General features: G+C 65.2%; 18 protein-coding genes. 11 read left to right on the forward strand and 7 right to left on the reverse strand.

Translation table 11 applies throughout. The annotated features are described in order from the left end of the window. The first annotated feature begins 44 nt into the window (after positions 1-44). Both FBX97_RS20930 and FBX97_RS20935 read left to right on the forward strand, forming a co-directional pair. Positions 45-923 carry a ThiF family adenylyltransferase gene (locus FBX97_RS20930; protein WP_141836186.1) on the forward strand — a complete coding sequence of 293 codons (879 nt, stop codon included), beginning with the start codon at positions 45-47 and terminating at the stop codon, positions 921-923. Next, positions 920-1,987 carry a molybdopterin biosynthesis protein MoeY gene (locus FBX97_RS20935; RefSeq protein WP_141836190.1) on the forward strand — a complete coding sequence of 356 codons (1,068 nt, stop codon included), beginning with the start codon at positions 920-922 and terminating at the stop codon, positions 1,985-1,987. Before FBX97_RS20930 ends, FBX97_RS20935 begins: the two co-directional genes overlap by 4 nt. Positions 1,988-2,137: 150 nt before the next feature. Here FBX97_RS20935 and pepA read toward each other — a convergent pair whose 3' ends face one another. The 7 genes from pepA to FBX97_RS20970 form a co-directional block, all read right to left on the reverse strand. Continuing rightward, entirely contained in the window at positions 2,138-2,998 is an 861-nt protein-coding gene (gene pepA, locus FBX97_RS20940) for a flocculation-associated PEP-CTERM protein PepA (protein ID WP_141836193.1), read from the reverse strand. A 197-nt stretch (positions 2,999-3,195) separates the two neighbouring features. Then, positions 3,196-4,281: a nucleotidyltransferase family protein gene (locus FBX97_RS20945; protein WP_255517575.1), complete on the reverse strand. Its 1,086-nt coding sequence runs from the start codon at positions 4,279-4,281 to the stop codon at positions 3,196-3,198. Further along, positions 4,278-5,192 (reverse strand): HprK-related kinase A, encoded by a 915-nt coding sequence (locus FBX97_RS20950; protein WP_221631849.1) that lies wholly within the window; start codon positions 5,190-5,192, stop codon positions 4,278-4,280. The genes FBX97_RS20945 and FBX97_RS20950 overlap by 4 nt, the downstream gene beginning before the upstream one ends. Further along, positions 5,186-5,473 (reverse strand): HPr-rel-A system PqqD family peptide chaperone, encoded by a 288-nt coding sequence (locus FBX97_RS20955; RefSeq protein ID WP_185748673.1) that lies wholly within the window; start codon positions 5,471-5,473, stop codon positions 5,186-5,188. Before FBX97_RS20955 ends, FBX97_RS20950 begins: the two co-directional genes overlap by 7 nt. 4 nt (positions 5,474-5,477) lie before the next feature. Continuing rightward, positions 5,478-6,104 (reverse strand): hypothetical protein, encoded by a 627-nt coding sequence (locus FBX97_RS20960; RefSeq protein ID WP_141836198.1) that lies wholly within the window; start codon positions 6,102-6,104, stop codon positions 5,478-5,480. A 186-nt stretch (positions 6,105-6,290) separates the two neighbouring features. Beyond that, a complete protein-coding gene (locus FBX97_RS20965; protein WP_221631851.1) occupies positions 6,291-6,923 on the reverse strand; it encodes an XrtA/PEP-CTERM system exopolysaccharide export protein in 633 nt (210 codons plus the stop codon). 103 nt (positions 6,924-7,026) lie between these two features. After that, positions 7,027-7,752, reverse strand: a complete 726-nt coding sequence (locus tag FBX97_RS20970; protein ID WP_255517576.1) for a S1C family serine protease — start codon at positions 7,750-7,752, stop codon at positions 7,027-7,029. Between the two features lie 464 nt (positions 7,753-8,216). Here FBX97_RS20970 and FBX97_RS20975 point away from each other — a divergent pair, with 464 nt between their 5' ends. Genes FBX97_RS20975 through FBX97_RS21015 form a run of 9 tightly spaced genes read left to right on the forward strand, consistent with a single transcriptional unit; the run spans position 8,217 to position 19,374 of the window. Next, complete coding sequence (locus tag FBX97_RS20975; protein ID WP_141836201.1) at positions 8,217-9,749, forward strand: XrtA system polysaccharide chain length determinant; 1,533 nt, start codon at positions 8,217-8,219, stop codon at positions 9,747-9,749. Between the two features lie 24 nt (positions 9,750-9,773). Further along, a complete protein-coding gene (locus FBX97_RS20980) occupies positions 9,774-10,748 on the forward strand; it encodes an XrtA-associated tyrosine autokinase (RefSeq protein WP_141836204.1) in 975 nt (324 codons plus the stop codon). Next, the gene (locus FBX97_RS20985) at positions 10,729-12,339 is read left to right on the forward strand and encodes a TIGR03016 family PEP-CTERM system-associated outer membrane protein (RefSeq protein ID WP_141836206.1); all 1,611 of its coding nucleotides are present in this window, start codon (positions 10,729-10,731) and stop codon (positions 12,337-12,339) included. The genes FBX97_RS20980 and FBX97_RS20985 overlap by 20 nt, the downstream gene beginning before the upstream one ends. Positions 12,340-12,354: 15 nt before the next feature. Continuing rightward, positions 12,355-13,419 (forward strand): XrtA/PEP-CTERM system-associated ATPase, encoded by a 1,065-nt coding sequence (locus FBX97_RS20990; protein ID WP_141836208.1) that lies wholly within the window; start codon positions 12,355-12,357, stop codon positions 13,417-13,419. Further along, positions 13,416-14,300 carry an XrtA system polysaccharide deacetylase gene (locus FBX97_RS20995; RefSeq protein WP_255517577.1) on the forward strand — a complete coding sequence of 295 codons (885 nt, stop codon included), beginning with the start codon at positions 13,416-13,418 and terminating at the stop codon, positions 14,298-14,300. Before FBX97_RS20990 ends, FBX97_RS20995 begins: the two co-directional genes overlap by 4 nt. Continuing rightward, positions 14,297-15,406: a FemAB family XrtA/PEP-CTERM system-associated protein gene (locus FBX97_RS21000; RefSeq protein ID WP_141836211.1), complete on the forward strand. Its 1,110-nt coding sequence runs from the start codon at positions 14,297-14,299 to the stop codon at positions 15,404-15,406. The genes FBX97_RS20995 and FBX97_RS21000 overlap by 4 nt, the downstream gene beginning before the upstream one ends. A gap of 13 nt (positions 15,407-15,419) precedes the next feature. Further along, positions 15,420-16,622 carry a TIGR03087 family PEP-CTERM/XrtA system glycosyltransferase gene (locus tag FBX97_RS21005; RefSeq protein WP_141836214.1) on the forward strand — a complete coding sequence of 401 codons (1,203 nt, stop codon included), beginning with the start codon at positions 15,420-15,422 and terminating at the stop codon, positions 16,620-16,622. Further along, the gene (xrtA, locus tag FBX97_RS21010; RefSeq protein WP_141836216.1) at positions 16,613-18,196 is read left to right on the forward strand and encodes an exosortase A; all 1,584 of its coding nucleotides are present in this window, start codon (positions 16,613-16,615) and stop codon (positions 18,194-18,196) included. Before FBX97_RS21005 ends, xrtA begins: the two co-directional genes overlap by 10 nt. Then, positions 18,193-19,374, forward strand: a complete 1,182-nt coding sequence (locus tag FBX97_RS21015) for a TIGR03088 family PEP-CTERM/XrtA system glycosyltransferase (protein ID WP_141836218.1) — start codon at positions 18,193-18,195, stop codon at positions 19,372-19,374. The genes xrtA and FBX97_RS21015 overlap by 4 nt, the downstream gene beginning before the upstream one ends. Positions 19,375-19,396 lie beyond the last annotated feature (22 nt).

The raw sequence follows: 19,396 nt of genomic DNA on the forward strand, positions 1-19,396 counted from the left end.
CCTCGTCTCGCAATTCTCTTCTGACCTTCTGTATCTCCCCATCGATGAACAATCCGTTCCGCTATGAACAGGCGTTTTCACGCAATATTGGCTGGGTCACGCCGGCAGAACAATCCACGCTGCGCGGCAAGCGCGTCGCCATCGCCGGCGGCGGCGGGGTCGGCGGTGTCCACCTGCTGACCCTGGCGCGCCTGGGCGTCTCCCGTTTCCATATCGCCGATTTCGACAGCTTCGACGTCGTCAACTTCAACCGCCAGGTCGGCGCCATGATGTCGACCGTCGGCCAGCCCAAGGCCGAGGTACTGGCGCGGATGGCCAAGGACATCAACCCCGAGATCGACATCAAGATCTTCGACCAGGGCGTCAACAAGGACAACCTGAACGATTTCCTGGCCGGCGTCGACCTGTACGTCGACGCACTCGATTTCTTCGCCTTCGACGCGCGCCAGCAGACTTTCGCGGCCTGCGCCCGGCTCGGCATTCCGGCCACCACGGCGGCGCCGCTCGGCATGGGGGCTGCCCTGCTCAACTTCATGCCGGGCCAGATGACCTTCGAGGAATATTTCCAGTGGGGCGACCTGCCCGAGCTGGACAAGGCGATCCGGTTCGTGGTCGGCCTTGCCCCGGCGGGCCTGCACCGGCCTTACCTGGTGGTCCCGGAAGCCGTCAATTTCGCCGAGCGCCGCGGTCCGTCGACCTTCATGGCCTGCCAGCTGTGCGCCGGCATCGTCGCCACCGAGGCCTTGAAGATCCTTCTCGAGCGCGGAAAGATCCTGGCGGCGCCGCATGGCATGCAGTTCGACGCCTACCGCAACAAGCTCAGCCATACCTGGCGTCCCGGCGGCAACGGCAATCCGCTGCACCGCCTGATGATCGGCGTCGCCAAGCGCCAGATGACCAAGCAACTGGCGCCGCAAGCATGAACATCCCGCCGAGCCTCCACCGCATCCTCGAACTGGCGCGCTGGGCGCCGAGCGGTGACAATACCCAGTGCTGGCGCTTCGAAATCGCCGCGCCCGACCATCTGGTCATCCACGCCTACGATACCCGGCACGACACCGTCTACGACCTGGATGGCCATCCGAGCCAGATTTCCATGGGTGCGCTGCTGGAAACCATCGACATCGCCGCCAGCGAGCAGGGCTTGCGCGCCCACACCGTGCGCCGTGCCGACAGCGCGCCCGACCGCCCCGTGTTCGACGTGCGCTTCAGCCCCGATGCCACGGTGGCGCCGAGCCCCCTGCTCGGCGCCATCGAAACGCGCACGGTGCAGCGCCGCCCGATGCGCACGCGCCCACTGACTGCGGCCGAGAAGCGCGAGCTGGAAACCTGCGTCGGTCCCGATTTCGCCGTGACCTGGATCGAAGGCTTCGGCCCCAAGCTCAAGGCGGCACGCCTGATGTTCAATAACGCCAGGCTGCGTTTGACCATGCCGGAAGCCTTCGAGGTGCACCGCCGCATCATCGACTGGAATGCCAGGTACAGCCCGGACAAGGTGCCGGACCAGGCGCTCGGCGTCGACAAGGCGACGCTGAAACTGATGAAATGGGCGATGGTGAGCTGGAAGCGGATGTCGACCATCAACACCCTGATGGGCACCTGGGCGCCGCGCCTGCAGATGGATTTGCTGCCGGGGATCGCCTGCGCGGCCCACTTCGTGCTGAAGGCCAGGCGCCAACCGCAGACGATCGACGATTACGTGCAGGCCGGGCGCGCGGTCCAGCGCTTCTGGCTGACCCTGACCCGGCTCGGACTGTTCATGCAGCCGGAGATGACGCCGCTGATCTTTGCCAAGTACGTGCGCGAAAACACATCCTTTACGCGCGAGACACGCCTGCATGCGCCGGCGCGCCGCCTGCAGCAGCAAGGTGCCGAACTGATCTTCAACGACGCACTGTATCCGGTCTACATGGGCCGCCTGGGTGCCGGCCCCGCCCCTGCCGCACGGTCGCAGCGCCTGCCGGTCGAGCAATTGCTGAAACGCTGACGGCGGCATCGAGACCGGCCGTCGGCGGGGTCTCGTTTGGTTTGCTTTTTTGTTTCGGGAATAAAAAAAGAGCAGGAAATCCTGCTCTTTTTTTATTGCCATATTTATCCGGTCAAATGACCGGATAAATATTATGCCTTTTTGCTACGATTAGGCCTTCTTGTTGCGCTTGCGTGCTGCAACGCCGGCGCCCAGCATGGCGATGCCGAACAGGGCCAGCGAGCCCGGCTCAGGCACTTCAGCCAGTTTGAACTGACCGTTGTTGCTGACGAAGAAGTTCTGGCCCGGGGTCGGGGTGTAGGTGGTACCGGTGGTGCAGCCTGCGCCAGTGTAGCCGCCGAATTGGCAAGCGACTTCCGACACCAGGTTTTGGGTGATGTTGCTCACGCCGTTGGCGTTGGTGAAGGCGAAGGCCAGGATGTCTTCCGAGCTCAGGTCTTGACCGTTTTCACGGAAGAAGTAGCCCGATGCCAGGTCGCCGGCGTTAGCCTTGGCGTACACGGTCACTTGGCCGTTGCTGATCGGGTTGCCCGATGCGTCGACGTTGCCGCCGCCGCCTACCAGCACGTCGAAGCTGGCGATCAGCTTGCCGTCGTCAGCACCGTAGATGCCAGTGGTCGAACCGTAGTTGGCAACGGCATCCTGGTAGATGTTGATGGTGCCGCCGGTGAACTGGAAGGCGCCGCTGAAGGTGCCGGAGCCAGTCGCCGCGAAGGTCGCGGTGATGTTACCGCCCGGGTAGGTAACCGGGAACAGCAGACCGTTGCTGTCAGCCTGGACGATGTTGAAAACAGCGTTTTCCTGGAAGCTGAAGGTGTTGTTGCCGGTATTGGCGATCTGGATGAAGGCGTTGCCGTTCACGTCCAGGTATTCGCCGATGGTCTGGCCGCTCGAATAACCGCCGCCGACCGGGTTGAAGACCCAGTTTTGCAGCACGTCTTCTGCATGCGCAGCACCGGCCATGGAAAGAGCTACAGCTGCAGCGCACGACAGTTTTTTCAGAAATTTCATGATTCGTTTTCCTCGCTTAGTTGATCGGTGGTGCTATGCCTCTGTATAAGCAAGCCGTGTGCCAGCTTTTGGAAAATGTTTAATATCAATGACTTATCCGCAATCAATTAAACCCAAAAGAACCGACTGTAAAAAATGCCGACAGAAAATTTGACCAATAATTTCGATATGGAAATTATATTGTCTGTTGCCATCTATTAAGACGATTGTTTCCTGGAGAGGAAGGCCTTGTGAAACAGGTGGCGTGCCAGCATCAGCGGCGGCATGCGCAGCCAGTTGCCGCGCACGTACAGCGCAAAACGCGCGGCGCCGGTGAACGCGTCGGTGCAGCTGGCATGCATCGGCAGCAGCGCGCGTTCGAACAGGGCATCCATCATGGCCAGCAGCGCGCGGTTCGGCGCGGCCGCGGCAAGCGCATCCACCACCGCCTCCGGCACCGGCGTGCCGAGCAGGCGCCGGCTGTAGCGCAGCGCATAGAACAGCGGCCGTTCCAGTTCGAGCGCGCGCGCCCGTGCCGGCAGCGCTTCCCAGAAGCCGGCACGGACGCCGAACTCGCGGAACAGGAAGTGCAAGTCGAGCAGGTCGCGCAAGCCCTTGTCGAATTCGCCGTCGAAGAACAGGTGTACCGCGCTGTGCAGCACCATGTCGGCCGGCGCCAGCGTGGCCAGGCCGGGCGCATGCGCGATCGGCACGGCGGCGGCACGCAACAATGCCGGATCGGGGTGCACGGGCGCGGTCTGCGGCAGGATCGCGTGGTGGACGTCGATGCTGCTCTGCCGGCGCACGTGCTGCATCGGCGGCAGTTCGTGCATCCACTGGCGGTAGTAGCGCTGGTCGTAGGCGTCGGCCTGGCTGCTGGCCCAGCCATGCAGCATCAGCGCCGATTCCACATCGTCCAGGCGCGCCTGCGGCACCATGATGTCGATGTCGCCGAACAGGCGGCCGGCACCGGCGCGCAGGCCGGCCATCGCGTAGGCTGCGCCTTTCAACAGCAGCAGCGGCGCCACGCCGTTCACTTTCGCAAGCGCGGCCTGGATGCATTCGACCTCGAAACCCACCGCCTGGCGGTGGCGCCTGGCCAGCGCGCGCGCGCAGTCCAGGTGGGCGCGCGGCTGCGCCGGCACGGTGTCGAGCAGGCCGTGCTCCTCGATCAGCGCCAGCAGTGTCGGACTCAGGTTGGCGCTGGTCGACTGGCGCAGCAGCAGGTCCCAGTCGGCCAGGCGCAGGCCTGGCAGCAGGCCGGGGTCGCGCAGGACCGCGACCAGGATCGGCAGGCGCTTCACCGCGGCGCCTCCAGCGCGGCGAACAGCGCCATCGCTTCGTCCAGGTTGCTGTAGCGGAAATCGTAGCTGGCGCAGCCTTCGATCGCGCCGGCCAGGGTGGCGAATCCGCACGCGCCCATGTGGCTGTAATTGAAGGCATTCTCGGCCACGCGGAAAAAGGCGCGGGCGCGCGGGATCGGGGTGAGCGAGGTGGCAGCGCCGGCTTCGTACTTGGGAAACACGATCCAGGCCGGGCGCGCGGTCTCGTGCGCGCGCGCGACGCTGTCCGCCGGCGCCTTCAGGTGCGCCACCGTGCCCTTGGTGGTGTTGGTGACCGGGCGGCTCAGCACGGCGTCGGCGACGTAGCCGCGGATCACGTCGATCGAGCGGTTCTTGAGGCTGACCGGACGCGGCACCGGCACCAGCAGGCCATCTTCCGGACGGAACAGCGCCAGCTCGTCGGACAGCAGGCGCCAGCCGCGGTTGACCAGCGCCGCGCACAGCGTGCTCTTGCCCGATCCCGGCGGCGCCGGCAGGATCGCCGCCAGGCCGCCGCGCTCGACCACCGCGGCATGGATCATCAGGTAGGCATGGGCGCGCGTCGAAATGCACCAGTTCAGGCCCCATTCCAGCATCGGGAAGGCGTGCGCTTCGGGCAGCGGCTCGAACGGCAGCTGGCCGTCGAGGTCGAAATTCACCTGCGGCTGGTACCAGCGGCGCAGCCCGCCCGGGTACTGCAGGCCGACGTGGAAATCGGCGAAGCCGTCCGCGCCATGGATCGGGTAGTCGCCGTACAGCAGCGCGATGCCGTCGGCCACGTGGCGGATCGGCGAACGGATGCGGCTGACGAAGGCGCCGGTCTGCACCAGCAGGCCGGGACCGGCCAGGCGCGTTTCGAGCTGGCGGCGGCTGAGCGATGCGACCGTCAGCATGCGAGCGTGTCGATGAGGTTCAGGTGTTGCAGGTCGTGCAGCAAGGTGCCGGTCTCGAGGTCGAGTTCGGCCGGCTCGAGGTCGAATTCGGCCTGCAGGACGGCAGCCAGCGCAGCGCGCGTGGCCGGGCCGCGGCGCAGCGCCAGCAGCAGTTCGATGGCGCCGTCACCCAGAAGGTGGGTGTCGCCGGACAAATCGTTATACAGGATGCACTCGCCGTCCCACTGCCGGTACTGCAGGGTCTGTCCGGGCCGCAGGCGCCATGTCTCGCTGGCGGCCACCGGATCAATCCATGGTGCCGTACAGGTAAGCGACGATGTCGTTGGCATACCACTTCTGGCCAGCCATCGGCGCGTAGTAGCCTTTCGCGACCCATTCGCTCCATACGCTGCGCAAGGACTCGATGGTGAGGAAGTTGACGCGGCCCGACAACACGTTCAGGTAAGCGGCCAGCATGTACTTGGCCATCTTGGTACTGTCGAAAGGGGCGCCGTGCATGATCTGGTTGCAACTCGCCCCAGCGTAAGCGCTGCCGATATTGCAGCTGAAATGCTTGGAAAAAGCATCGGTCGGGGAGCAGCCAGCCGGCCAGGCCATCTTGCTCCAGGCAAGCGGATCAAGGCCATTGCACACCGGCGCCGGACCGTGGTGGCTGAGTGTGCCAACGGCCTTGTTCTGGCCGACCGCCGACACCGCCGCCGAAGCCGAAACGCCGCAGTAGGTACATGCCATACCGGGCTGGCTGTGCAGGGTGAGCAGCACGCCTGCGGCGCCGGCACCGGCCCGGGTAAAGCGCCGGCGTGAAGCGCCCTTGGCCGACAGCGAGTCCAATGCCGCGGGCTGCGCAGCATCCGCTTGCGGAATCGATGCGACAGAATCAGTTTCGCTCGGGTGACGGTCTTGGGTAGCCACGTGGGTCCTCTTCGGTTTTCAGCACAGTCGGGCAGCAGCACAATGCCAGATCACGCAAAAACAAGCAATCCTTGTGCCAGAAACAAGCTGCCCAAAAGCAACGCTTAATAATCAGCAACTTAGGCAGCGTGCGACGGCTGCCCTTATTTCGCTATGCTAATCGACTGTAAAGAAAACTGACAGCGATCAGAAATAGCTTTCCGGGATCACCAGCACGTCGCCCGGACGTACCGGCACATTGGCCGAGATGTCGCCATCCTTGACCAGATCGTCGATGCGCACATTGAACTTCTGTTGTTTGCCATCGACAGTACGCACCAGGCTGGCGCGGTTACCGGCTGCAAATTCAGTGGTGCCGCCGACGGCGATCATCACATCCATCAGGCTCATGTCGCGGCGGTAAGGGAGCGCCTGCGGACGGGCGGCCTGGCCGATCACGCGGATCTGCTCGCCGTAGGTGCCGACGAAACTCGACACGACCACGGTCACGACCGGCTGCTGGATGAACTTGGCCAGCGCTTTTTCGATGTCGCGCGCCAGTTCGGTCGAGGTCTTGCCGGACGCCGGCAGGTCTTCGACCAGCGGCGTGGTGATCTTGCCGTCCGGACGTACCGGAACCGACATCGAGACTTCCGGATTGCGCCAGACGATGATGTTAATGCTGTCGCCCGGTCCGATCAGGTAGTCCGGATTGGCCGTCACCTGTGCCTCGGTCGGTGCCGGCAGCGGGCGGGTGGCACAGCCGCCCAGCGCCAGCGTGCTGGCAGCGACGAGCGCGATTGTCGAATATTTGATCAGGTTCGCCTTGTACTTGCCCACGTGAGATCCCTCTCGGATTGTTATTAAGCCATCAACAGCCGCGTATTGTATATCAATGTGCTTTAGGACAAGGGTGCGCACGATACAAATTGTTTCTCAATATTTATTTCTGTTGCAACAGCTCGCGCACATAATTCCCTGGTACGGCATAGGTGATGCCGCTCGGGTTGGTGATCGCGCTTTCCTTCAGTCCCTTGACGAATACCGCGTTGATCACGCCCCACACCTTGCCGCTGGCGGGATCATACAAGGGGCTGCCGCTGTTGCCGGGATAGGCGGTCGCGTCGAGCTGGAAGATATTGAAGGGCGCGCGCTGTAGCTGCACCAGCTGGCGCACGTCCAGCTTGCGCGAGTTGAGCGACGGCGTGACTACCGGCGTGATGGCGGCCAGGGTGGCGCGGTGGGTGGCGGCATGCAGGCCCAGCACCATGCCCAGCGGATAGCCGGTGAATGCCAGTGCCTGCCCTTCGAGCGCCTTGTCCGAATCGACCAGCTCGAGCGCCGGTAGCGGCGTGCCGGTGAGGCGCAGGTGCGCCAGGTCATGTTCGGCGTCGCGCGCCACCAGCTGGGCCGGACGGAAGCGCACCATGTCGCCGTCCGCGGTCACGATGCCGATCTGTTCCATGCGTTCCGAATCGACCGTGGCCGGCACCACGTGGGAATTGGTAATGACGCTGAGGCCGTCGCCGACCACGAAGCCGGTGCCGACGAACACCGTGGCCGGACTGCGCGTGCGCTCGAAGGTGCCGACACCGACCACCGAACGCTTGACGGTCGGAACCACGGCGGTGAGGTCGGCAGCCTGCGCCGCGCCTGGCAGCGTCGGCAAAAAAGCAACAGCAGCACAGAGCAGCGCAACGCCAGGCAGACGCGTCTTTACCCGGGCACGCAGTCGGCGGATGAAATTAATATTTCGATAAGGCAGCAAACGTGCACCCCCTTTTGCATTTAAGACATTACAATTAAGCGCTTGTTCTGGAGCAAAGCATCCAACGCAAGTCTACGCGATGACATCTTATCCTGCACGGATAAGGTGTTGATTTCATGCAATAAAAAGCTGTGATTTTATTAACACGGCAGAAATAATTGCTGAAATACAATGCAAACGACATGTGGTTTTGGGATGCAGGAACAGGATTTGTGTTGTAGCGAGGGCACGACTGACCGAGCACTTCACATTTTTCTCGTGCGTAATTGCAATTGCTCCCACTACAAGCGATCATGCGACGTATTTGATTATTTTTCTGACCCGGCTCACCGAGCTTATGGGTCATCTATCGCGAGACTGACGAGATGGCAGAAATTACCGCCGTACTTCTAAACTTCCTGAAAGCAATCGGCAAGTACCGCTGGTACGCGGTCGTCATCGCCTGGACCGTGGCCCTGATCGGCTGGGCCGTGGTGTTGCGCCTGCCGCCCCAATATGAAGCATCGGCACGGGTGTATGTCGACACCCAGAGCATGCTGCGTCCGCTGTTGTCCGGCATGACCAGCATGCCCGACGTCAACCAGCAGGTGATGTTCATGCGCCGCACCTTGCTCAGCCGCCCGAACATCGAGCGCCTGATGCGCGACGTCGACCTCGACGTCAAAGCCAAGAACACCAAGGAACATGACAGGATCGTCAATGAACTGATGTCCAATCTCAGGCTCGGCGGCACCGAACGCGACGACATTTACACGATCAGCTATGTGTCGGACAACCCGCAGCTGGGCAAGGCCGTCGTACAGGGCTTGCTGACCATCTTCGTCGAAGGCAGCTTCGGCGGCAAGAAACAGGATTCCGACAAGGCGATCCAGTTCATCGACGAGCAGATCAAGACCTACGAAGACAAGCTGGCTGCCGCAGAAAATTCCCTGAAGGAATTCAAGATCAAGAACATGGGCATGCTGCCCGGCTCCGGCGACTTCAACGGCCAGCTGAGCACGGTCACCGACCAGCTCAACCAGGCTCGCCTGGAACTGGCCGAGGCCGAGCAGGCGCGCAATGCGATCCGCCGCCAGATCAACGGCGAGCCGGCCCAGCCCGGCACCAAGACGATCGATCCGGCGCTGCTCGACCCCGAACTGGAAGGCCGCATCCAGACGGTCCAGAAGAACCTGGACAGCCTGCGCCTGCAATACACCGAGCAGCACCCCGACGTGGTCGCCAACAAGCGCCTGCTCGAGCAGTTGCTGGCGCAGAAGGCGGACCTGTCCAAGACCAAGAAACGCAGTAGCGATCCGGGCGCCGGCTACAGCCCGATGCTGCAGCAACTGACCGTGGCCCTGTCGGCTGCCGAAGCACGCGTGGCCTCGATGCGTGCCCGCGTCGACGAATTCTCGGCCCGCATGGCGCGCCTGCGCGCGCAGAGCACCACGGCGCCGGAAATCGAAGTCCAGCTGACCCAGCTGAACCGCGACTATGACGTCAACAAGGCCAATTACCAGCGCCTGGTCGAGCGCCGCGAACAGGCCCGCCTGTCGGGCGACCTGACCTCGGCCACCGACATGCTGGCCTTCCGCATCATCGATCCGCCGACCGTGCCGAACCAGCCGAGCGGCCCGAACCGCCTGCGCCTGTTCTCGATGGTGTTCGGCGGCGCGCTGGTAGCCGGCCTGGCCGTCGCTTTCCTGATGAGCCAGTTCCGTCCGACCTTCATGAGCCAGACCGCGTTGCGCGACACGACCGGCCTGCCGGTGCTCGGTTCGATCGGCATGAACTGGACCAACGAACAGACCGTCCGCCGCAAGCGCCGCCTGGTCGCCGTCGGGGTATCGGTGCTGCTGCTGCTGGGCGCCTATGCCGCCGGCGTGGCCGCCATCCTGGTCCGCCCCACGCTTTAACGCGACGATTGCAAGGAGTACACCGTGAGCATTATTGAAAAAGCAGCAAGCCGGATCGACCAGCAGCGCAGCGCCGCCGCGACCGCCACCGGCACTGCCACCGTGCCGGACACCGATGCCGTCCGCGCCATTCCCCCGGTCGCCGTCGCCGCCCCACCCGCCGTCCCGCCCGCCCCCGCCGTCGTGATGCCGGCTGCCGAGCCGGTCGCGGTGCCGGCCGCCGCGCCGGCCCAGCCGGCGAAGGAAGCCGAGCGCCCGCCCCAGAAGTTTTCGACCCGCCGCGTCGAACTCGACCTGGCGCGCATGCGCGACCTGGGCATGGTCACCGCCGCCGCCGGCCGCACCCGCCTGCTGGAAGACTTCCGCGTGATCAAGCGTCCGCTGCTGCAGCGCGCCTTCATCGAACGCGCGCCGGGCGCCCGTCCGAACAACCTGATCATGATCACCAGCTCGCTGCCGGGCGAAGGCAAGACCTATTGCGCGATCAACCTGGCGATGAGCATCGCCATGGAACTCGACCACACCGTGCTGCTGGTCGACGCCGACGTGGCGCGCCCGTCGGTGCTGCGCACGCTCGGCCTGCCGGCGCACCGCGGCCTGATGGATATCCTGGTCGACGACAAGCTCGACATGGCTGACGTGATGCTGCGCACCAACGTCGACACGCTGTCGATCCTGCCGGCCGGCACGAATACCCCGCGCGCTACCGAACTGCTGGCCAGCTCGACCATGACCAACCTGGTGCACGAGATCGCCAACCGCTATCCGGACCGGATCGTGATCTTCGATTCGCCGCCGCTGCTGCTCACCTCGGAATCGCACGTGCTGGCTTCGCACATGGGCCAGATCGTGGTGATGGTCGAAGCCCAGACCACCACCCAGCATGCGGTCAAGGAAGCACTCCAGCAGCTGGAAGGCTACCCGAACGTGAATCTCATTTATAACAAGACCAGGGAAATCCCGGGCATCGAAGAAACGTATGACTATCACTACGGCTAAGATGCCGATTTCCGGGCCGGCACTCAGGCTGCTGCCGCTGGCCCTGGCCGCGATGCTGATGTCGGCCGAATGCCATGCGCAATGGCGCGTCACTCCCCGGATCGACCTGCGCGAAACATATTCCGACAACGTCGGCCTGCAGAACAGCGCCGACGCGCGCAGCAGCTTCGTCAGCGAAGCCGATCCCGGCATCAGCATCACCAAGGTCGGGCCGCGCCTGAAGGTGAGTGCGGATGCCGGCTGGCGCCTGTATTCGTACAGCAACAACGATGCACCGAATCTGCGTAACAGCGAACGCCATTACAGTGGCGCCATGCAGGCGATGGTGGTCGACCAGTTGCTGTTCGTCGACGCCAACGCCAGCGGATCGCGCCAGGCCGTGTCGGCCTTCGGCCCGGTATCGAACAACACGTTCTCGAACGCCAACCGCACCGACATCAGCACCTGGCGCGTCAGCCCTTACCTGCGCCACCGTTTCGGTTCGACCGCGGACATGACGCTGCGCTACATGCGCGACTCGGTCGACAGCGGCGTGGGCGGCTACGGCAGCAGCAGGGCCAGCACGCGCTCGGCCGACCTGAGCAGCGGCACTGCATTCGACACCCTCGGCTGGAACCTGTCGTATTACCACCAGGACCTGAGCGAACGCCTGGACAATGTCGGCACCGTGCCCGGCAGCGTGCCCGGCACCGTGCCCACGCTGGCCAACGATTCGATGTCCGAGAACAGCTCGGCCGGGCTGCGCTGGCGCCTGATCCGCCGCCTTGCCCTGACCGCCAGCGTCGGCTACGACAAGTACGAATACCCGACCCTCGGCGAAGCCACCAGTGGCCGCAGCTGGTTGGGCGGTTTCATCTGGACGCCGTCCACCCGTACCAGCGTGCAGGCCTCGTTCGGCCGGCGCTATTTCGGCAAGACCGGCTCCCTGGTCTCGAGTTACCGCACCCAGCGCAGCATCTGGAACCTGAACTACAGCGACGCCGTTACCACCACCCGCTCGCAATTCGTGCTGCCGGCCGCGATCGACACCGCCTCCATGCTCGACAGCCTGTTTGCCGCCAGCATCCCGGATGCGGTGCAGCGCCAGCAGGCGGTGCAGGCCTACATCGCCGCCGCCGGCCTGCCGCCGACGCTGGCCAACAGCATCAATTACCTGAGTAACCGCTACATCCGGATCCAGCGCCTGCAGGGCGCGGCCATCTTCCGTGGTCCGCGCAGCAACCTGACCTTCAGCGTGTTCAACGAAAAGCGCCTCGCACTGTCGAGCCAGGAAAGCGACAGCGCCCTGCTGCTGGGGCAACTGGCCTCGCTGAACGACGACACCAGCCAGCGCGGCGCCACCGCGAATCTGGACTACCGGCTGTCGCCGCGCTCGAGTGCCTACGGCGCCCTGTCGCTGTCGCGGGTGCACTCGCTGTCGGCGGATTTCTCCAGCAACAACAGCGAAATGCGCCTGGGGCTGAATCACCGCTTCGCACAGCGGATGCAGGGCAGCGTCGAGCTTCGCCACACGCGCGGGCGCCAGAAACTGGTCAACAGCGACACCTACCGCGAGAACGCGCTGGTCGCGACTCTTTCCGTCGTCTATTAAGCGGAGTCCATCAAGATGTACGAAACCTATTACGGATTATCCGCCAAGCCCTTCCAGCTGCGTCCCGACCCGCACTTCTTCTACGGCAGCAAGGGGCACAAGCGCGCCATGGCCTACCTCGAGTACGGCCTGTCGCAGGGCGAAGGCTTCATCGTCATCACCGGCGAGGTCGGCGCGGGCAAGACCACGCTGGTGCGCAGCCTGTTCAACCGGCTGCCGTCGGACCAGATCGTGGCCGCCCACATCGTCAACACCCACCTGGATCCGGACGACACCCTGCGGATGGTGGTGTCGGCGTTCGGCCTGCCCTACGAGGGGGCCAGCAAGACCGACCTCTTGACGCGCCTGGAGCGCTTCCTGTGCGACGTCGACCACCAGGGCAAGCGCGCCCTGCTGGTCATCGACGAAGCCCAGAACCTGTCGGCGCGCACGGTGGAAGAACTGCGCATGCTGTCGAATTTCCAGACCGACGACAAGTCGCTGCTGCAGACCTTCCTGCTCGGCCAGCCCGAATTCCGCGCCACCCTGCACAGCCCCGGCATGCAGCAGCTGCGCCAGCGCGTGATCGCCAGCTACCACCTGGGCCCGATGGATGCGCAGGAAACCCACGCCTACATCGAGCACCGCCTCGCCACCGTCGGCTGGAAGAACGACCCTTCCTTCGACGACGGCGCCCATGCGGCGATCTTCGCCTACAGCGGCGGCATCCCGCGCAAGGTCAACACGCTGATGGACCGCGTGCTGCTGATGGGTTACCTGGAAGAGATGCACACGTTCACGGAAGAAGACATCAATACCGTGATCCGCGACATCAACGAAGAATACAAGGTGCCCGAAATCATGGGCACGCCGGCCGAGGACGCCATGCCGGCGCATGCGGGCCTGGACGACGACCTGCGTGCCGGCGGCATGCGCATGATCGACCAGCGCACCGGCGACCGCCGTGCCAACAGCGTCGAAATGCTGGACGAACGCATGATGCGGCTCGAAAAATCGATCGTGTCGGTGCTGTCGATCCTCAAGAAGATCGTGGCCACGCCCCAGGGCGCGGCCCCTCATCACGTGGACAACCAAGAATGAACATGTACGAACTCGCCGCGCGCCCCGCGCCGGCCCCGGGTGAACGCATCCGCAACGCCATGACCTGCGACGTCGAGGATTACTTCCAGGTCTCGGCCTTCGCGCCCTACATCGACCGCGCCAGCTGGCCGAACCGCGAATGCCGCGTCGAAGCCAACATGGACCGCATCCTGGCCCTGTTCGAGCGCACCGGCGTGCGCGCCACCTTCTTCACGCTGGGCTGGATCGCAGAGCGCTACCCGAACGTGGTGAAACGCATCGTCGCCGGCGGCCACGAGCTGGCCAGCCACGGCTACGGCCACCTGCGCGCCTCCGACCAGACCCGCGCCGAATTCGACAACGACATCCGCTCGGCCAAGGCCCTGCTGGAAGACATCGGCGGCCAGGCGGTGCTCGGCTACCGCGCCCCGAGCTTCTCGATCGGCCGCGACAACCTGTGGGCGCTCGACGCGCTGCTCGAAGCCGGCTACCGCTACAGCTCGAGCATCTACCCGGTGCAGCACGACCACTACGGCATGCCGGAAGCGCCGCGCTTCGCGTTCTATCCGAACGGTACCGACGGCCTGCTGGAAGTGCCGATCACCACGGTGCAGATGATGGGCCGCAACCTGCCGGCCGGCGGCGGCGGCTATTTCCGCCTGCTGCCGTACGCGCTGTCGCGCTGGATGATGGCCAAGGTCAACCAGGACGACCGCCAGCCGGCCCTGTTCTACTTCCACCCGTGGGAAATCGACACCGAGCAGCCACGCCCCGAAGGCGTCGGCGCCAAGTCGCGCTTCCGCCACTACGTCAACATCGAGCGCATGGAAAGCCGCATCGAAGCCCTGGCCCGCGATTTCGCGTGGGACCGGATGGACCGCATCTTCTTGAACCAAAAATGAATTCGATCATCGAAGCCGCGCAGGCCAAACGCGCCGGCCCGGCGCCGGACGCGCCTGTCGCGCCGGCGCCCCTGACCCTGCACCTGCTGCAGCGCGCCGACTATCCCCGCTGGGACGCCTTCGTGCGCGCCTGCCCCGACGCCACCTTCTTCCACCTGTCCGGCTGGCAGAGCGTGATCGAGCAGTCGTTCGGCATCAAGACCTTCTTCTATTACGTCGAGCAGGACGGCCAGATCCAGGGCGTGCTGCCGCTGGCCGAGATCAAGAGCCGCCTGTTCGGCCACTCGCTCGGCGCGATGCCGTTCTGCGTGTACGGCGGCCCGGTCGCGGCCGGCCCGGAAGCACGTGCGATGCTGGACCGGGCCGCGCATGAACTGGCGCAGAAACTCGGCGTCGGCCACCTCGAATACCGCGGCATGGCGCGCTTCCACCCGGAAGACCCGGCCTGGCACTCGAAGGAACTGTACGTGACCTTCCGCAAGGAGATCACGGGCGACGACGAGACCAACATGAACGCGATCCCGCGCAAGCAGCGCGCGATGGTCCGCAAGGGCATCAAGCTGGGCCTGCGCGGCGAAATCGACGCCAACGTCGACCGCATGTTCGAGGCCTATGCGCGCAGCGTGCACCGCCTCGGCACCCCAGTGTTCCCGAAAAAATACTTCGCCCTGCTGCAGCAGACCTTCGGCGACGAGTGCGAAGTGCGCACCATCGTCACCGACGACAACCGCCTGGTGGCGGCCGTGCTGTCGTTCTACTGGCGCGACGAAGTCGTGCCCTACTACGGCGGCGGCACCGACCTGGCGCGCGAAGTGGCCGGCAACGACTTCATGTACTGGAACCTGATGCAGGCCGCCGCCGCGCGCGGCTGCCGCCTGTTCGATTTCGGCCGCAGCAAGCTGGGCACCGGCGCCTACGATTTCAAGAAGAACTGGGGTTTCACGGCCCAGCACCTGCCCTACGAATACAAGCTGTACGGCGCGGAGGCGCTGCCCGACAACAACCCGCTGAATCCGAAGTACCAGCTGTTCATCAAGATGTGGAAAAAGCTGCCGCTGCCGTTGGCGAATTTCATGGGGCCGTACATCGTCCGTAACCTGGGCTGATGGCTGATACATCGTGGAAGACCTGCTCCTGCTGATCCACCGGATCCCCTACCCGCCCAACAAGGGCGACAAGATCCGTTCCTACCACCTGCTGAAGCACCTGGCGCGCCATTACCGTGTGCACCTGGCCACCTTCGTCGACGATCCGGACGACTGGCAGTACGTGCCGCACGTCGAGGCGCTGTGCGCGAGCAGCCATTTCGCCGCCATGAAACCCCTGGTCGCGCGCGTAAAAAGCCTGGGGGCGCTGCTGAAGAACCGCTCGCTGTCGCTCGAGTACTACCGCGACAAGAGCGTCGAGCGCTGGGTCAGGCAGGCCGTGGCCGCGCACGGCATCGAGCGCGTGCTGGTGTTCTCGTCGGCGATGGCGCAGTACGCCGATCCGTATCGCGCGGCGCGCCGCGTGGTCGATTTCGTCGACGTCGATTCCGACAAGTGGCGCCAGTACGCGGAAAAGAAATCCTTCCCGATGAGCTGGCTGTACCAGTACGAAGCGCAGCGCCTGCTCAGCTACGAGCGCCAGGTGGCGCGCGACTACGATGCCTCGCTGTTCGTGTCGGCTCCCGAGGCCGAGCTGTTCCGCCAGCTGGCGCCGGAAAGCAGCGTCAAGATCGGCCACTTCAGCAACGGCGTCGATACCGATTATTTTTCGCCGCACGACAACCACGTCAGCCCCTACGCGGCCGGCGAGCGCGCGCTGGTGTTCACCGGCGCCATGGATTACTGGCCCAACGTGGATGCGGTGCAGTGGTTCTGCGACGAAGTGTTCCCGCAGCTGCGCACGCGCTTCCCGGAACTGCGCTTTTATATTGTCGGCTCGCGCCCGTCACCTGCTGTGCAAGCACTCGGACAACGGCCGGGCGTCAAAGTCACCGGCACCGTGCCCGACGTGCGGCCCTACATCGCCCACGCCGCGGTCGCGGTGGCACCGCTGCGGATCGCGCGCGGCATCCAGAACAAGGTGCTGGAAGCGATGGCGATGGCGACCCCGGTGGTGGTGTCGCCGCAGGCGCTGGAAGGCATCGACGCCGTTCCCGGCAGCGAACTGGTGCTGGCCGAGGATGCGGCGGCCTTCGCCGACGCCGTCGCCACCCTGCTGACGGGTCTGGACAGCGCGGCCAGCGCGATCGGCCAGGCGGCGCGTGCCAAGGTACAGAGTCAATACAGCTGGTCGAGCAATCTTGCCTGCATAGGAGAGAACCTGGAATGTTCCTGAAACCTCCCCCCGGCGTCGCCGGTAGCGCCACCGCAGTGCCGGCGATGCCGCTCACGCGCACCAGCATGGTCCTGATCGCGCTGGCCCTGCTGGCGCCGTTCGTCCTGTATTTCGGCACCGTGCGCTCGATCGTCTCGATCTGGAACAGTTCCGAGACCTTCGCCCACGGCTACATCATCCTGCCGATCAGCCTGTGGCTGCTGTGGCGCAAGCGCGAGAATTTCACCCTGTATCCGCCCAAGCCCTACGCGCCGGCGCTGGCCGCGCTGGCAGTGCTGGGCCTGGGCTGGCTGGCGGCCCAGCTGGGCGAGGTGCAGTTCGTATCCCAGTACGCCTTCGTGGCCATGCTGCCGGTGATCGCGCTGGCCCTGCTCGGCCCGCGCCTGGCCGGCTCGCTCGCCTTCCCGCTGCTGTTCTTGCTGTTCGCGGTGCCGTTCGGCGACGTGTTCGTGGCGCCGCTGATCCAGTTCACCGCCGATTTCACCGTGTGGGCCGTGCGCGCCACCGGCATCCCGGTGCTGCGCAGCGGCACCCGCTTCGAACTCCCGACCGGCAACTGGTCGGTGGTCGAGGCCTGCAGCGGCGTGCGCTACCTGATTTCCTCGATCACGCTGGGCTGCCTGTACGCCTACCTGACTTACCGTTCGACCATGCGCCGCGTGCTGTTCATCGGCCTGGCGATGATCGTGCCGATCATCGCCAACGGCTTGCGCGCCTACATGATCGTGATGATCGGCCACCTGTCCGGCATGGAGCTGGCGACCGGCGTCGACCACCTGATCTACGGCTGGCTGTTCTTCGGCCTGGTCATGTTCGTCATGTTCTGGATCGGCAGCTACTGGCGCGAGGACGCCCCCGAGGCATCCGGCGCGACCGGCACCGGCGCCGGCGCCGCAACGGCAGCGCCGTCCGGCATGCATCCGGCCGGCGCCCCGCAAGGCCGCTTCGCCGCCATGACCGCCGCCGTGCTGGCGCTGGCCGCCCTGTGGCCCGCTTCCGCCCTGATCGGCGAGCGCGTCAACCACAACCCGGCCCCGGTCGCCCTCGGCCAGATCGCGGTGAACCTGCCGCCGGCGCCCGACTTCGCTGACTGGAAGCCCGATTACATGACGCCGAGCGCGCGCTTCCACCGCGTCTACCAGAACGGCAGCGTGCCGGTCGCGCTGACCGTGCTGTACTACCGCAACCAGGACCGCGACCAGGCCCTGATCAGCTCCATCAACCGCCTGACGGCCTATGAAGACACCTGGCACGAGATCGACGCCACCACGCGTACCGAAAACGTGGCCGGCCACCCGGTCGCGGTGCGCGAAACCACGCTGCGCAGCGGCACCCGCACGCTGCTGGTCTGGTCCTGGAAATGGATCGGCGGCCAGTACACCAACAGCGACATCGCCGGCAAGCTGCTGCAGGCGCGCGCCAAGGCGCTGCTGCAGGGCGACGACGGCGCCGCCGTGATGCTGTACGCGCCGGCCGACGACAACCCGGACGCGGCGCGCCGCGCCCTGGGCGGCTTCCTGGCGCAACAGGGTGCGGCGCTGGACACGGCCCTGCGCGCGGAACGGACACGATGAACGCTGCCGTACCGCATCCGGTCGCCAACGGCGCCGATACCCGCCCGCTGGTCGTGCACCTGGTGTACGCGCTCGGCGTCGGCGGGCTGGAGACGCTGCTGGTCGACTGCATCAACCGCATGCCGGCCTGGCGCCACGCGGTGGTCTGCCTGACCCGCTACACCGACTTCGCCGACCGCATCCAGCGTCCGGACGTGACGCTGCACGCGCTCGGCAAGGCGCCCGGCCTGGGCCTGGGCACCCATCTCGATTTCTGGCGCCTGATGCGCAAGCTGCGGCCGACCGTGCTGCATACCTATAACCTGGCGGCGCTCGAATACGCGTTCACCGCCAGCATGGCCGGGGTGCCGGTGCGCATCCACGCCGAGCATGGACGCGACGCCGGCGATCCGCACGGCCTGAACCCGAAGCACAACTTCCTGCGCCGCCGCATCGCGCCCTTCGTCGACCGTTTCATTCCGGTTTCGGAAGACCTGAACCGCTGGCTGGGCGAAGTGGTGAAAATCGCGCCGGCCAAGACCCTGTTCATCAAGAACGGCGTCGACACCGATAAATACGCCCCGGGCGGCGCCCCTGCCGCGGATTCGCCCTGGCAGCCGGGCGACATCGTGATCGGCACCGTGGCGCGGGTACAGGACGTCAAGAACCACCGCCTGCTGGTAGAGGCACTGGCGCGCCTGCACGCAAGCCATCCGGAACTGGCGGCCCGCGTAAAACTGTCGATCGTCGGCGACGGTCCGCTGCTGCCTGCGGTGCGCCAGCAGGTGCAGGACCTGGGCCTGCAGGATGCCGTGTGGCTGCCGGGCGCACGCGTGGACGTCAAGTCCCTGCTGCATACGTTTACAATGTTCGCCCTGCCGTCGCTGGCCGAAGGCACGCCGGTGTCGATGCTGGAGGCGATGGCCTGCGGCCTGCCGGTGGTGGCCTCGCGCGTGGGCGGCATCCCGGAAGTGGTCGACGACGGCGTCCAGGGCCTGCTGGTGCCGGTCGGCGACGTCGAGGCACTGGCGCAGGCCATGGCGCGTTACGCGGGCGACGCCGACCTGCGCGCGCGCCACGGGCGCGCCGCCCGCGCACGCGTGGAGGAACGCTTCAGCATGCGCGCCATGCTGGCCGCCTATGGCGACCTGTACGCCGGCCTGTGTCGCCGCAAGGCAGGACTTGCCGTGACGGCCTGACTTTACTACGAATCGAAAAGAG

The sequence above is a fragment of the Herbaspirillum sp. SJZ107 genome, from assembly GCF_006715485.1.
In the GTDB taxonomy this organism is placed as follows: Bacteria; Pseudomonadota; Gammaproteobacteria; order Burkholderiales; family Burkholderiaceae_D; genus Telluria.